Origin of the sequence: Alloalcanivorax sp. (genome assembly GCF_964221125.1) — a bacterium.
Classification (GTDB): Bacteria; Pseudomonadota; Gammaproteobacteria; order Pseudomonadales; family Alcanivoracaceae; genus Alloalcanivorax; species Alloalcanivorax venustensis.
The window spans coordinates 21,215-35,357 of sequence record NZ_CAXPXK010000064.1; the positions used below are offsets into that span (position 1 = coordinate 21,215).

General features: G+C 67.8%; 16 protein-coding genes. All 16 read right to left on the reverse strand.

Annotated features, from left to right (window positions below):
* Positions 1-3 precede the first annotated feature (3 nt).
* A complete protein-coding gene (nadA, locus tag ACEQZD_RS08300; RefSeq protein ID WP_370184900.1) occupies positions 4-1,053 on the reverse strand; it encodes a quinolinate synthase NadA in 1,050 nt (349 codons plus the stop codon).
* Between the two features lie 146 nt (positions 1,054-1,199).
* The gene (locus ACEQZD_RS08305; protein WP_370184902.1) at positions 1,200-2,474 is read right to left on the reverse strand and encodes a class I SAM-dependent methyltransferase; all 1,275 of its coding nucleotides are present in this window, start codon (positions 2,472-2,474) and stop codon (positions 1,200-1,202) included.
* The gene (locus tag ACEQZD_RS08310) at positions 2,461-3,243 is read right to left on the reverse strand and encodes a DUF1365 domain-containing protein (protein WP_370184904.1); all 783 of its coding nucleotides are present in this window, start codon (positions 3,241-3,243) and stop codon (positions 2,461-2,463) included. Before ACEQZD_RS08310 ends, ACEQZD_RS08305 begins: the two co-directional genes overlap by 14 nt.
* Positions 3,240-4,517 carry an FAD-dependent oxidoreductase gene (locus ACEQZD_RS08315; RefSeq protein WP_335629299.1) on the reverse strand — a complete coding sequence of 426 codons (1,278 nt, stop codon included), beginning with the start codon at positions 4,515-4,517 and terminating at the stop codon, positions 3,240-3,242. Before ACEQZD_RS08315 ends, ACEQZD_RS08310 begins: the two co-directional genes overlap by 4 nt.
* The gene (locus ACEQZD_RS08320) at positions 4,514-5,956 is read right to left on the reverse strand and encodes a deoxyribodipyrimidine photo-lyase (protein ID WP_370184906.1); all 1,443 of its coding nucleotides are present in this window, start codon (positions 5,954-5,956) and stop codon (positions 4,514-4,516) included. The genes ACEQZD_RS08315 and ACEQZD_RS08320 overlap by 4 nt, the downstream gene beginning before the upstream one ends.
* Positions 5,931-6,821 (reverse strand): MerR family transcriptional regulator, encoded by an 891-nt coding sequence (locus tag ACEQZD_RS08325; RefSeq protein WP_370184907.1) that lies wholly within the window; start codon positions 6,819-6,821, stop codon positions 5,931-5,933. Before ACEQZD_RS08325 ends, ACEQZD_RS08320 begins: the two co-directional genes overlap by 26 nt.
* A 7-nt stretch (positions 6,822-6,828) precedes the next feature.
* Complete coding sequence (locus ACEQZD_RS08330; RefSeq protein ID WP_370184909.1) at positions 6,829-7,803, reverse strand: YbgA family protein; 975 nt, start codon at positions 7,801-7,803, stop codon at positions 6,829-6,831.
* Between the two features lie 572 nt (positions 7,804-8,375).
* Complete coding sequence (locus tag ACEQZD_RS08335; protein WP_370184911.1) at positions 8,376-9,407, reverse strand: ATP-binding cassette domain-containing protein; 1,032 nt, start codon at positions 9,405-9,407, stop codon at positions 8,376-8,378.
* Positions 9,394-10,074 (reverse strand): molybdate ABC transporter permease subunit, encoded by a 681-nt coding sequence (gene modB / locus ACEQZD_RS08340; RefSeq protein WP_370184913.1) that lies wholly within the window; start codon positions 10,072-10,074, stop codon positions 9,394-9,396. Before modB ends, ACEQZD_RS08335 begins: the two co-directional genes overlap by 14 nt.
* Positions 10,058-10,780, reverse strand: a complete 723-nt coding sequence (gene modA / locus ACEQZD_RS08345; RefSeq protein WP_185956906.1) for a molybdate ABC transporter substrate-binding protein — start codon at positions 10,778-10,780, stop codon at positions 10,058-10,060. Before modA ends, modB begins: the two co-directional genes overlap by 17 nt.
* A 49-nt stretch (positions 10,781-10,829) precedes the next feature.
* A complete protein-coding gene (locus ACEQZD_RS08350) occupies positions 10,830-11,288 on the reverse strand; it encodes a molybdenum cofactor biosynthesis protein MoaE (protein ID WP_370184915.1) in 459 nt (152 codons plus the stop codon).
* Positions 11,289-11,534 carry a MoaD/ThiS family protein gene (locus ACEQZD_RS08355; RefSeq protein WP_142948674.1) on the reverse strand — a complete coding sequence of 82 codons (246 nt, stop codon included), beginning with the start codon at positions 11,532-11,534 and terminating at the stop codon, positions 11,289-11,291.
* Entirely contained in the window at positions 11,531-12,013 is a 483-nt protein-coding gene (gene moaC / locus ACEQZD_RS08360; RefSeq protein ID WP_370184917.1) for a cyclic pyranopterin monophosphate synthase MoaC, read from the reverse strand. The genes ACEQZD_RS08355 and moaC overlap by 4 nt, the downstream gene beginning before the upstream one ends.
* On the reverse strand, positions 11,994-12,590 hold the full coding sequence (gene moaB / locus ACEQZD_RS08365; RefSeq protein ID WP_370184919.1) for a molybdenum cofactor biosynthesis protein B: 597 nt from the start codon (positions 12,588-12,590) through the stop codon (positions 11,994-11,996). The genes moaC and moaB overlap by 20 nt, the downstream gene beginning before the upstream one ends.
* Positions 12,587-13,168: a molybdenum cofactor guanylyltransferase gene (locus tag ACEQZD_RS08370; protein WP_370184921.1), complete on the reverse strand. Its 582-nt coding sequence runs from the start codon at positions 13,166-13,168 to the stop codon at positions 12,587-12,589. Before ACEQZD_RS08370 ends, moaB begins: the two co-directional genes overlap by 4 nt.
* Before the next feature lies 1 nt (position 13,169).
* Positions 13,170-14,141 carry a GTP 3',8-cyclase MoaA gene (gene moaA, locus ACEQZD_RS08375; protein WP_370184923.1) on the reverse strand — a complete coding sequence of 324 codons (972 nt, stop codon included), beginning with the start codon at positions 14,139-14,141 and terminating at the stop codon, positions 13,170-13,172.
* Positions 14,142-14,143: the final 2 nt, after the last annotated feature.

Genomic DNA, 14,143 nt, shown 5'->3' on the forward strand with positions numbered 1-14,143 from the left:
GGATCAGGGCTTGAGGCGGGCGCCGACCTCGAGCATGCGGTCCAGCGGCTTCATGGCCTTGGCCGCCAGGGTCGGGTCGACGAAGATTTCCTGGCCGCAGCCGTTGTCGTCTTCCAACACCGCCAGGGTGTTTTCCAGGCCGTTCATGGCCATCCACGGGCAATGGGCGCAGCTGCGGCACGCCGCGCCGCTGCCGGCGGTGGGCGCTTCCACGAAGGTCTTGTGCGGCGCCAGCTGCTGCATCTTGTAGAAGATGCCCTTGTCGGTGGCGACGATAAAGGTCTGGTTGTCCATGTCCTGGGCGGCTTTGATCAGCTGCGACGTGGAGCCGACCACATCCGCCATCTCCACCACCGACGCCGGGGACTCCGGGTGCACCAGCACCGCCGAGCCCGGATAAGCCGCCTTCAGATCTTCCAGCCCCTGGGCCTTGAACTCTTCGTGGACGATGCAGGCACCGTCCCAGCAGAGCACGTCGGCACCTGTTTTACTGCGCACATAGTTGCCCAGGTGCTTGTCCGGCGCCCACAGAATTTTCTCGTTGCGCTGATCCAGGTATTCGATCAATTCCACCGCGATCGAGGACGTCACCACCCAGTCGGCGCGCGCCTTCACCGCCGCCGAGGTGTTGGCGTACACCACCACGGTGCGGTCCGGATGCTGGTCGCAGAACGCCGCGAACTCGTCTTCCGGGCAGCCGATGTCCAGGGAACAGGTGGCTTCCAGGGTCGGCATGAAGACCCGCTTTTCCGGGCTCAGGATCTTGGCGGTCTCGCCCATGAAGCGCACGCCGGCCACGATCAGGGTGCTGGCCGGGTGGTCGCGGCCGAAGCGCGCCATTTCCAGGGAATCGGCCACGCAGCCGCCGGTCTCCTCGGCCAGGGCCTGGATCTCGGGGTCGGTGTAATAGTGGGCCACCATCACGGCGTCACGGGCCTGTAACCGTTCTTTAATGCGCTGACGGTACAGTGAACGCTGATCGTCGGTGAGTTCGGTCTGCTCGTTAGCGCCCGCCAAATGGGCGCGCACGATCTCTTGGGCCTGTGCTGTCATACGGCATCACCACCCCAGGGTAAGGGGACTATCAATCGCTTGAGGCACCTGCTGTCCAGGATACCACTTTGGTCTCGGTGTCGGGATCATACCATATTGGTCTTAGCAGGACGCTGACCATGACCAAAAGCGACAGCCTCATCGTCTTATGTGGACGCCGCGCCGCCCGGATTCAAGCCCTCGCCGCCCCGGTAATCCGGGCCGGCGGCGAGCAGATGCACGGTGCTGATGGCCCGCTCCATGAAGGCGCCCTGGCAGTAACACAGGTAGTAATCCCACATTCTGCAGAAGCGTTCGTCGAAGCCCAGTTCACGGATGCGCGGCAGCGCGCTGATAAATCGGGCCCGCCAGTCCTCGATGGTTTTGCCGTAATGGGCGCCGATGTCTTCCAGCCCCACCGGCATCAGCCTGGTGTTCTTGCGCAGCGCCTGGCACATCACCGTCACTGACGGCAAAAAGCCGCCGGGGAAGATGTAGCGCTTGATGAAGTCCACGTTGTCGCGGGCGTATTCGTAGCGCTGGTCCGGCACCGTGATTGCCTGCAGCAGCAGCAGCCCTTCCGGCTTGAGGCGCTGGTTGAGCACGCGGAAGTATTCGTCCAGGAACTGGTGGCCCACCGCCTCGATCATTTCCACGGAAACGATGCGGTCGTAGCGGCCCTGCAGCTCCCGGTAATCCTGCTCGAGCACCTGGATACGGTCGGACAGGCCGGCTTCGCGGACCTGTTCGCGGGCGAACCGGGCCTGCTCCCGGGAGATGGTGGTGGTGGTCACGCGCACCCCGTAGTGGCGGGCGGCGTGCAACGCCAGGCCGCCCCAGCCGGTGCCGATTTCCAGCACTTCCATGTCCGGGGCCAGACGCAGGCGCTGGCAGATCAGATCCAGTTTATGGGTGGCGGCGGTTTCCAGATCCGCTTCCGGGCTCGGGTAGATGGCGCTGGAATACATCATGTGCCGGTCCAGGAACAGGGCAAAGAAATCATTACCCAGGTCATAGTGGGCGGCGATATTGCGTCGCGATCCGTTCAGGGAGTTACGGTTCATGGCGTGCAGCGCCTTGAGCGCCGGCTTGGCCAGCCAGGCGGCGGCGCCTTCCAGCGCCCGCATGGCGTCCACGTTGGCGGCGAAGAAGCGCACCACCGCGACCAGATCCGGGCTGTCCCAGGCGCCGTCCATGTAGGCTTCGGCGGCGCCCAGGGCGCCCCCGGTCATCATCTGCCGGTAGCTGTCCCAATCATGGATACGGATCTCGGCGGCGCCTTCGGCCGCCGTGTCGCCAATGGACACGGTCTCGCCGTCGGGCTCATGCAACACCACGCCGCCCTTGGGCATTTTTGCCAGGTGTCCCTGCACCAACCGTCGGGCCAGACTTTGCGCCCAGGACGGGCGCTGACCCACCAGCGCCTTATCACCGTCCATCATGAGTGTTCTCCCCATTACCTTGCTTATCTTTACCCGGGTGGGCGTGGAACCGGGCGCCCTTGCGCCAAAGCTTCCAGGCCTGCCAATAGATGCCCGCCACTGTTTTCACGCTCTGCGCGCCGAAGCGGCGTATCACCCGCGCCATGGCGGGTGCGTCGGCCTCCGCCATGTGCATTTTCAGGCCGGCGGCGAAAACCAGCTGGTCGCCGTCCCGGTCCTCCAACGTTAGGCGCAGATCGGGAAATAAGGCGTGAAGATGCCAGTGATAGCGCAGCCCCAGCGGCAGGAAGGGCGACACATGGAAGGTCTTTTCATGGGTCACCGTTTGCGGCCCCGGCCCCTGGCTCAGGGTCAGGGCGTAGATATGGCGTTCATGCCAGGGGGTGTTGCGCACCTCCGCCAGCATCGACGCCGGCCGTTCGGCGCCGTCCGGAAAGTGGAAGTACAGCACCAGGGGGTTGAACAGCATGCCGAAGGTGCGCCACTGGCCGAGCATGAACACCCGGCCGGCGCGCCAGTCCAGGCCGGCCTCGGCGGCCCGGTCGCGCACCTTGTCACCCAGCGGCCGGCTATCGGCGTCGATGAAGTCCCGGTCACGGAACGTCACCGGACGCCAGCGGCGGCCCCACAAACGCTGGCGGGCCAGCATCCGGTCCGGCGCGTCCACATCGCACCACACCAGCCACAGCGGATAGCGGAAGGCGTGCCGCATGGGGGTATGGCGCTGATGCCACACCTGGCCGGTGGCGAGCGCGAAGCGGGGAATCACAGCGCCGCTCCCCGGCCGCCGCCCTGGCCGCGGGCGGCGATGCCTTCGACCACGTCCAGCGCCGACACCACGCCGTCTTCGTGGAAGCCGTTGCGGCACCAGGCGCCGCAGAACCAGGTGCGGTTCTCGCCGTTGGCGGCCAGCAGGCGTTCGCGGGCGAGCAGCCCCTCGGTGGTGAACAGCGGGTGGTGGAACACCTCCCGGCGGATCACCGTTTCCGGGCGGATCCGGTCACCGGCATTGAGGGTCACGCAGAAGGTCTCCGGCGCTTGAAAGCCCTGCAGAATATTCATGTTGTAGGTCACCTGTACCGGCTCCGCGTCATCGGTGCGCCCCAGCAAGGCGTTCCAGCTCGACCACACCCGGCGGCGCTTGGGCAGCATGGCGGTGTCGGTGTGCAGCACCACGTCGTTGGGCTGGTAGCGCAGGTCCGCCAGGCAGTCCCGCTCACGCGGGCCCGCGTCGTCCAAAAGCGCCAGGGTCTGGTCGCTGTGGCAGGCCATCACCACCTGATCGAAACGGTGGCTGTCGCCGCCGGCTTGCACCGTGACGCCCTCGCTGTCCCGGCGCACACCGGTGACCGGCGTGGCGGTGTGGAAGCGGGCGCCGCAGGCGGCGCGCAGGGCTTCCACATAGCGGCTGGAGCCGCCGGGCACCACGTACCACTGGGGCCGGTTCCGCAACGCCAGCAAACCGTGGTTGATAAAAAACCGCACGAAGAATTTGGCCGGAAACGCTTCCATCTGTGCCAGGGAGCAGGACCAGATGGCGCCGCCCATGGGCAGAATATAATGCCGCCGGAAGCGCTCGCCATAGCCCTGTTCGTTCAGATAAGCGCCCAGGGGCTGCTCGCCGGCGTCGCTGTCCAGCAGCGCCGGCGCCTCCCGGTTGAAGCGCAGAATATCGCGCAGCAACGCCCAGTGACCGGGGTCCAGCAGATTGCGGCGGCGCCCGAAAAAGCCGCCCAGGCCGTCGCCGCAGTATTCCACGCCGGTTTCCGCGTCGGTGACCGCGAAGCCCATGGCGGTGGGCTGGCGGCCGATGCCGAGCTCCGCCAGCAGCGCCTCGAAGCGCGGATAGGTGCGGTCGTTGAACACGATAAAGCCCATGTCCACGGCGTAGTCGCCGTGCTCGCGCTGCACGTCCACGGTGAAGGTGTGGCCGCCCAGGCGGGGCTCGGCTTCGAACAGCGTCACCTGGTGGTCGCGGCTCAGATACCAGGCGGCGGTCAGGCCGGCGATGCCGCCGCCGACAATGGCGATGCGCTGGCTCAAGAGGCGTCTCCGTTCTGCTGGTTCCAGGCGTCGCGGGCGGCGCGGAAGGCGCTCTCCACCCGCTGCTTGACGCCCTGGTGGGCGACGATCGTGGTGGGGTAATCCGGGGTCATCAAAGGCTGCTTCCAGGGTTCATGGATGGTCTTGTCGTCGGCGGTGGCCAGCTCCGGCACATAGCGGGCGAGAAAGCGGCCCTGCGGATCGAAACGGTGGCTCTGGCGCACCGGACTGAATACACGGAAATACGGCGCGGCGTCGGTGCCGGTGGAGGCGCTCCACTGCCAGCCGCCGTTGTTGGCGGCGAAGTCACCGTCCACCAGATGCGCCATGAAAAAGCGCTCCCCTTTGCGCCAGTCGATAAACAGATGCTTGGTCAGGAACATGGCGGTGAGCATGCGCAGGCGGTTGTGCATCCAGCCGGTCTGCACCAGCTGGCGCATGGCGGCGTCCACCAGCGGGTAGCCGGTGCGGCCTTCGCACCAGGCCTGGAAGTGCTCTTCGTTATCGCTCCATTGCAGCAGCGCGGTCTCCGGCCGGAACGGCGCGCCGGTGGCCAGCGACGGAAAGCGGTGCATGATCTGCCGGTAGAAATCCCGCCAGGCCAGCTCACCGATCCAGGTGGCCGCGCCCTCCCGGGCCTTGGCGTCCTGCAGCGCCGGCCGCGCCGCGAGGTAGGCGTCCAGCGGCGCCAGCGTGCCCGCCGACAGCGCCGCGGACAGACCGCTGGTGCCGGGCTCGGCGGGAAAGTCCCGCCGCGCTTTGTAGTCGCCCAGATGCTGCTCGACAAAATCCTTCAGCTGGCCGCGCGCGGCGTCCTCGCCGGGGTGCCACAAGGCGGTCACCGAGTCCGGCACGGACAGCGTCTCCAGCGCCCGCTCCACCCGCTCGCGACCGACAAAGCGGCCCTGCCCGCCGGGCCAGTCCGGCGCCGGCACCGCCTCGGGCTGAAGGTCGTCCATCCACACGTCCCAGCGCTTCTTATAGGCGGTAAAGACGGTATAGGGCGTGCCCTTGCCGGTGTGCAGCGCCCTCGGCGGCACCAGCACGCCGTCGTCGAAACCGTGGATGCGCACGCCTTGCGCTTCCAGGCGGCGGGCCACCGCCCGGTCCCGGTTCAGTTCGTTGAGCGGGTACTCCCGGTTGCAGAACACCTCGGTGACGCCCTGCTCGGCCACGAAGTTTTCCAGCGCGGTGACGCTGCCGTCGAAATCGCCGCCGTCGAGCACATGCAGATCCACGCCCCGCGCCGCCAGGGACTCGCCCAGCTCCAGCAGGCTGTGCAGCACGAACCAGCGACGCGCCGGCGCCACGCCGTGGGCGTCCCACTGGTCCGGGCACAGAATGTGCAGCGCCGTGACCGCGTCGCCGCCGGCCAGCGCCTGGGTCAGCGGGGTGTGCCCGTGACAGCGCAGATCATTTCGAAACCAGACCAGTCGCACCCTGTTCTCCTTGCTGTTGAGTGATTGATTCGGCGTCGTCCATTCGCTTCGCCACCGCCTGATAGTCGCCCGACTCGCACGGCAGCCAGGCCGGCGTCGGCGGGTCCCCGGCCAGGGCCGGTCCCGCGCAAAGAAAGGCGCCTTCGGGCTGTTGCTCCGGCCACAGCTGGCCGATCTGCCGACGGGCCGGGCGCTCGCCGAGCATCCACACCACGCCGGTCAGACGCGGCTCCGCCAGCCAGGGGGTCAGCGCCGGCCAGGCCACCGGCGTTTCCAGACACCACACCGGCCGGTCCGCCACCGCCGCCTGAATCAGCGCCGGCAGCGGGTCGCCCACCGCCATCACCAGCCAGGCCCGCTCGCGGCGGCCGGGCGCCCGCGCCAGCAGCCGCCCGGCCAGCTTTTGCCGCAGAAAACTGTCCAGCAGCGCCTGCGACGCGCCCTGGCCCGGCAGCGCGCGCAGATGATCGCGCAACGGGTCGCAAAATCCCGTGACCACCCTGCCCAGCGGATAGTCCGCGGTGAGCCGCTGGAACAGCTGCTCCAGCCGGCGCACGTTGTGCGCCTCCAGCGCTTGCAGCGCGTCCTCCATGGCCTCCCGCCAGGGGCCGTCCACGGCGGTGACCGGGGTGCCGCCCTGCTCCAGCACCGGGCGCACCTGACTGATCGGCAGACCCCGGTCCAGCCAGGAAAGAATCTGCTCAATCACCGCCAGGTCCTGGTCGCTGTAGCGGCGGTGGCCGCGCTCGGTGCGGGCCGGGCGAATCAGACCGTAGCGGCGCTCCCAGGCGCGCAGCGTCACCGGGTGCACGCCGCTTTGCCGGCTCACCGCCTGGATGCTGTAACCGTCGTCGAAAGCTTTCATGGCTGTCTCATACCCGGTTGCGCAGCCCGAGCGCGTCCGGGTAGGGGCGCAGGTACTGCTGGGTGGCCAGGTAGGGCTGCTCCACCTTGCTCTGGGCGGCGCGCAGCATCGTCATCGGCACCACCAGCGGCACCTCGCCGCGCAAGTAGGCGTCGATCTGTTCGTGGATCGCGGCGCGGTCCTGCTCGCCCAGTTCGTCGCGCAGAAAGCCCATCAAATGCAGCATGGTGTTGACGTGGGCGCCCGGCGAGATGCGCTTGGCCATGGCCGGCATAAAGGCGTGGATATAGTCGTCGGCGATGTCCGCCAACGGTCGCTTCTTAAGGTCGGCGAGCAGCGGCCCCAGGCGCCGATAGGTGGCCTGGCAATGGGCCAGAAGCTGGAATTTATGGCGGCTGTGGAAGTCGATCAGGCCTTTGGCGGTCAGGCCGCCCTCGCGCTCGTTCAGCCGGCACCAGTCGTCGTAGACGAACACCCGCTCGACGAAATTCTCACGCAGACGGTCGTCGTTCAGACGGCCCTCCTCTTCCACCGGCATCAGCGGGAAACGGGCCATCAGCGCGGCGGCGAACAGGCCGCTGGCGTCGCGGCGGGCCACCTCACCGTCTTCGCGGTAGACACGAATGCGCTCCATGCCGCAGCTCGGCGACTTGGCCATCAGCACGAAGCCGCGCAGGTCCGCCAGCCGCTCCACGGCGTCGGTGACGAAGCCGTCCATCAGGGCGGTGAAATCCCGGTCGCCGCGGGTGGCCTTAAGGCGCACGCCCTGGTCGGTGTCCACCAGATGCATGGCCGGTCGCGGCGTGGACAGGCCGGCGCCCATTTCCGGGCACAGGGAGCGGAACCGGAAGTATCGCGCCAGCACCCCGGTGCAATAGCGGGAATGCTTATGGCCGCCGTCGTGGCGCACCTCGCGGCCCATCAGGCAGGCGCTGATGCCCACCGGAATCCGCTGATCGTCGCTGTCTGAATGCCGCGCCATGGATGCCTCCGTTCGCCACGCTTGAAGCTGTACAAACCGTTATAGTTGTACAAGTCTCGGGCGTCACCCATGAAGGCTTTGTGAAGCAGGTCTCACGCTGAAACGGCGAAGGCGGCGGAAGGCGTACATTTAAAGCTGTTTTACACACGGCGGCGCGGGATCGTGGCACAGTGATCTCGCGTTGCTGGCCACGGACGGTCAACGTCTCCCCCAGGACGTCATGCAACGCGCATCCCCCCTTCCTTCAGGCATTTGAAGGAACCCCAGGCCGCCTCCCCCCAGGCGGCCTTTTTTATGCCCGCAAGAAAGTGGTTCTCCTGGTGTTTGGTGCTCCGTATCCGAGACGCGGGGCAATGGTGGTGCCTTCCGGGATCGCTCAAGCCTTCCCTGGGCGCTCTCATTTGGCCATCCATGGCCAAATAGGTCCCTCCAGGCACCACCATTGCCCCGCTTACTTAGCAGCGGAACCGCCACGGGTCAGCTCCACCCTTTCAGAGAAAGGCGCCCGGACCTTTGAATTTTCCAAGGAGCGCCCCCGATTCGAAGTCCCACACCATAGAACACCAGCGTTACTAAAACTCCGCCAACAAGGACACCGCCGACGCTTTGAAGAGCAGCACCACCCGGCTGCCTGCCCGCAATCCGAGGCGGGCCTGGCTGCGCGCGGTAATGCGCGCCTGGATCGACTGCCGCTCGCAGAGGCACTCCACCAGCACCCCGGAGTCCTGCGCCGTGAGCGCGGTGATGCGCGCGGGAAGTTGATTCATAAGGCTGACGCCGTCGAGTTCGGCGGCGCCCAGGGCCACGTCGTCGGCGTGCACCAGCAGACGTACCGGCGTGCCCGCCGGCGGCAAACGCGGGGTGCGCACCCAGAGGGTGCGCTCGCCGAGGGCCACCGGCAGCAGGCCGGCTTCCGCCTCGGCGGGCAGCGCCTCGCCCAGCAACACCGAGCACGGCGACGCCTGCCCCTGGTAGCGGCGCAGGCCCGGCTGAAGCGCGCCGCAGTAGGTGACGCCGCCGGGCTCGAGAATCGCCACCTGGTCGCAGAGCCGGGCGATGTCCTCGATCTGGTGGGCTACCAGCACCACGTCGCAGCCCAGGCGCCGGGTGAGGGCCTGCAGCTTGGGATAGAGGCGGTGCCGGCTGTCGTCGTCGAGCGCGGAAAACGGCTCATCCAGCAGCAGCAGGCGTGGCCGGCGCAGTAACGCCAGCGCCAGCGACACCCGGCGGCGCTGGCCGCCGCTTAACTGCGGGGGACAGAGAGGGCGCAAACCGTCGATGTCGAGATCCCGGATCAGCTCGCCGGTCAGGTCACCGGTTTGATGGTGGCGCGCCACCCGCCGCAGGTGCCGGGCCACGGTCCAGTGATCAATCAGCGCCGGGGTTTGCGACACCAGCGACACCCGGCGGGCCAGCGCCGCCGGCGTCACCGCCCGGTCTTCGACACGCAAACGGTGAGCCGCCGGGTTGAGGCCGGCCAGCGCCCGCAGCAGCGTGCTCTTGCCCACCCCGGAGTGCCCCAGCAGGCCGAGCCATCCGCTTTGCGCCCGCACCCGGGCGCGCAGGGCCACCGGCGCCGCGAGGGCGACATCAAAATCGATCATGGCGGCGGCCGCTCCATTGCGACAGCAACACCGTGGCCACGGCGATCGCCATCATGGTCAGCGCCAGCCGGTTGGCGGCCTGGTAGTTCATTTGCTCGACATGCTCAAACAAGGCCACCGACAGCACCCGGGTTTCGCCGGGAATATTGCCGCCGATCATCAGCACCACACCGAACTCACCCAGGGTGTGGGCGAAGCAGAGCAAGGCGGCGCTCACCAGCGCCGGCCGGATACCGGGGATAACGATAAACAGAAACCGGTACCCGCCCGGGAAGCCGAGCACCCTGCCCGCTTCATCCAGGGCCGGGCCGCTTTGCTGCAAGGCCGCTTCCAGGGGACGAAACGCGAACGGCAGGCTGTAGATCAGAGAGCCGATCAGAATGCCGGTAAAGCTGAACGCCAGTTGCTGGTCGAACAGGCGCGCCAGCAAGGAGCCGGGCGGATGCGCCGGGGAAAACGCCACCAGCAGGTAGTAGCCGAGCACGGTAGGCGGCAACACCAGCGGCAGCATCACCAGGGATTGGATCAGGCTCCGCCCGCGCGAGTCGCGGCGCACCAGCAACCAGGCCAGCGGCAGGCACACAGCCACCAGAATAACGGTAGTGGTGGCGGCCAGTTTGACCGTCAGCAACAGGGCCTGGGCGTCACCGCTAGCGAGCCAGGGCATCGGTGCCTCCTGGTAAGGCGTAGCCGGCGGCGCGAATCAGCCGGCCCGCCCGCTCGGAGAACAGAAACGCCATAAAGGCTTCGGCCAGCGGATCGCCGGGGTTCACCACCACGCCCTGCTGCACCAGCGGCCGGTGCCAGTCGGCGGGCAGCACACGGTATTCACCCCGCCGCGCTTGAATCAGGCTCAGCGCCACCAGCCCCAGGTCGGCGTTGCCGCCGTCCACCAACTGGGTGGCTTGGCTGACATTGGCGGCGACCACGATTCGCCAGCGCGGCGCCGGCCGCGCATCGCGGTAGCGGGCGATGGCCGCTTCGGCGGCGCGGCCGTAGGGCGCGGTGGCCGGGTTGGCGATGGCCAGGGTGTATTGGCGCTCGCCGTTCAAGCCCAGACCACGTGGGTCCCAGATCGCCAGCCGCCCCAGCGCGTAGGTGCGCGGCACGCTACTGCCGTTGTTCCGGTGCAGCGCCGCCGGGTAGGCGCTGTCGGCGGACAGGAACAGCTGGTATGGGGCGCCGTGGCGAATCTGCTGGTAAAGGTGGCCGGACGCGCCGCTGATCAAATCCAGCGCCACCTGGGGATGATCTTCGTTGAACAGAACGGCCAGCTTTTTCAGGGTGGGATAGAAATTGCTGGCGCAGGCAATGCGTAATTCGCCCTCTTCCCGCGCCTCAACCGGGGGCGCGAGACAGAACGCCACCAACATTAGCAGCCCGACTGCTTGCCGGCCGATTCGCTTCCCGGCGCGGCTCATCTCACAGCGCCACGGCGTCAGCGTACCAGCGCCCGGCGGCGCGGACGTCGTTGGCAGCGGCATCAAGCCAGCGGGCGCCGTCGGGGCAATGCTCTTTTTTCCAGAACGGGGCCCGGGTTTTGAGCTGGTCGATCAAGAAATGGGCCGCCTCAAACGCTTCGGCGCGGTGGCGGGTGGCCACCGCCACGAACACGATCTGCTCGCCGGCGGCGAGCCGGCCGACCCGGTGCACCAGACGCACCGCGCGGCAGTCCCAGCGGCGCCGCGCTTCGTCCACGAAGCCCTGCAACTGGCGCTCGCACATGCCGGGGTAATGCTCCAGCTCCAGCGCCTGCACGGCGCCGTCGCCGCCGCGCACCCGGCCGACGAAGAACACCACCGCGCCGGCCTCTCCGGCCTGCTCGCAAAGCCGCCGGTACTGGTCGCCCACATCGAAGTCGTGTTGCTGCACCGAGATCATCTAGCCTCCGGTCACCGGGGGAAAGAACGCCACTTCGTCGCCGTCGCGCACCGGCGTCTGGCCGTTGGCCATTTCCTGATTCACCGCGCTCAGCAAGCGGCCGTCCAGGTGCACCGCCCAGTGCGGGTATTCGTGAATCAGATGCCGGCGCAGCGCCGCCACCGACAGCGGCGACGGCGGGCACAGGTCGAGGAAGTCGCAGTCCAGCGCTTCCCGCAGGCGGGCGAAAAAGCGTATCCGGATCATGCCTGCGCCCCCCGGTGCCAGTCGCCGCCGGCGCCGCCGCTCTTGGCCTCCAGGCGGACCGCGTCGATCGACATGCCCCGGTCCACCGCCTTGCACATGTCGTAGAGCGTCAGGCCCGCCACCGACACGGCGGTGAGCGCTTCCATCTCCACGCCGGTGGGCGCGGTGGTTTTGCACTGGGCCTGGATATGGATGATGCCATTGTCGTGGTCCAACTCGAACTCAACCGTGACACCGCTGAGCGGAATCTGGTGGCAGAGCGGGATCAGCTCCCAGCACTTCTTCGCCGCCTGGATCGCGGCGATACGCGCCACCGCCAGCACATCGCCTTTTTTCAGACCGTTGTCGCGGATCAGCGCCAGGGTGGCCGGCGCCGCCCGCACCCGGCCGCTGGCTCGGGCCACCCGGGCGCTGTCGGTCTTGGCGGACACATCCACCATGTGCGCGTGGCCGTTCTGGTCAGTGTGCGTCAGCGACATGGGCCGGCCCTCCGTTGTCGGTTTCGCGGCTGTCGCAGGCGCGGTCCGCGCGCTTCAGATGCGACACGAAATTGCACGGCCGGTGGGCGGCGTCCAGCTGCTCCACCAGGATGCGGTCCCAGGCCAGCCGACAGGCGTTGGTGCTGCCCGGCAGGCACACCACCAGGGTGCCGTTGGCCAGCCCGGCCACGCAGCGGGACTGCAGGGTGGAGGTGCCGATCTCCTCCAGCGAGAGCGCCCGGAACAGTTCGCCGAAGCCGTCCACGGTTTTGTCGAACAGCACGCTGACCGCCTCCGGGGTGCTGTCGCGACCGCTGAAGCCGGTGCCGCCGGTGATCAGCACCACCTGCACGGCGGGATCGGCGATCCAGCGGGACACCTCGGCGCGGATGAGATAGATGTCATCCACCACCAGCCGCCGGTCGGCGTTGCGGTGGCCCTGCTCAAGCAGCCGGGAACGCAACAGATCGCCGGAGCTGTCCTCGGCCAGGGAGCGGCTGTCCGACACGGTCAGCACGGCAATGTCCAGCGGCCGGGCGCAACGCGGTGCGGCCCGGGTCACGGGGGAAAGGGTCATGATCCGATCTCCTTGCAGAGTGTTTGCGGGGCAGCGTCCAGAGCGGTCGCCCGGCGCCAGGCCTCCGGCGTATTGGTATTGAGAAAGGCGGCGGCGTCACCGCCGTCCAGCGCCCGGGCACGGAGCGCGCGCAGAAAGCCGCCCAGCGCCAGGTCACCGCGCCGCAAGCGTTGCGCCAGCCGCTCCGGCAGGGCCGGATCGCCGCTCAGGTAGCAGGGCAAGAACGAGTGCCGGTAATAGCAGTGGCCATGATCGCGGCCGGCGTCGATCAGCCCGCGCAGCAGCGCCACCGACAGCAGCGGCATGTCCACCGGCACCACCAGGTAACCGGCCGCCGGCCGGCTTTGCAGCACCGCATGGATGCCGCCCAGCGGCCCGCGGTCCGGATAAAGGTCGGCGATGCAGCCGGGGGCGGCGCGGCTGGTCACCACCGCCTGGCAACCGGCCGCCCACAGCCGCGCCCGCAGGTGGTCGAGCAGCGGCTGCCCGCGCCATTCCAGCAACGCCTTGTCACGGCCCATGCGCCGCGAGCCGCCGCCGGCCAGTACCACGCCGATCACACCGGGAGTGTCCTGCATGTCAGCCTCCGATCATGGCCAGGTGGCGGGTGGCGCCCGGGTCATGCCGATGCAGGCCGTGGCCGGCTTTCTTGCCCAGCACCAGGCGGTGCAAACGCCGCGATAACTGTTCCGGGGTGTCGTGTCGCAGAGCGTCGCGGAGCGAAATACCGCCCTGGGAGAACAGACACAGCTGTAGGTCGCCCAGGGACGACACGCGCAGCCGGTTGCAGTCGTCGCAGAAGCCTTGTTTATAGGGGCGGATCAAACCGACCCGACCGGCGTGGCCGGGGTGGGCGAATTCCCGCGCCGGGCCGTCGTTCTCACCCCGGGAACAGGCGGTCCAGTCATGCGCCGCCAGCCACTCCTCAAGCAGGTGGGCGGGGCGATGCTGCTGGCGAAAAAACTCACGGTTGTCGCCGGTTTCCATCAGTTCGATAAAGCGGGCGGTCACCGGACGGTGGCGCAGGTAGTCGGTGAACCGCGCCAGCTCGTCGCCGTTGTAGTGGCGCATCAACACCGCGTTGAGTTTCACCGGCATACCCAGTGCCAGGGCTTCATCCACCGCGTCGAGCACATCGCGCAGCCGGTCATGGCCGGTGATCATTTCGAACACCGCCGGCGTCAGGCTGTCGACGCTGAGGTTGATGCGGTCCAGGCCGGCTTTTTTCAGCGTCGCCAGCTTTGGCGCCAGCCGGTAACCGTTGCTGGTCATCACCACCTCGCGGATACCCGGTGTCTGTTTGCACAGCGCGATAATCTCCGGCAGGTCCTTGCGCAGGGTCGGCTCGCCGCCGGTGATGCGAATCTTGCGGGTGCCGCTGAGCGCGAAGGCGCGCACCAGGGTGCCGATCTCCTCCAGGCTGAGTGGCTCCGGCACGTTGTCGCCGCGTTGATAGCCGCGCGGCAGGCAATACTCGCAGCGGTAGTTGCAGACCTCGGTGATGGAGAGGCGCAAATAGGTGAAGCGTCGGTTGAACTGATCGGTGAGCATGC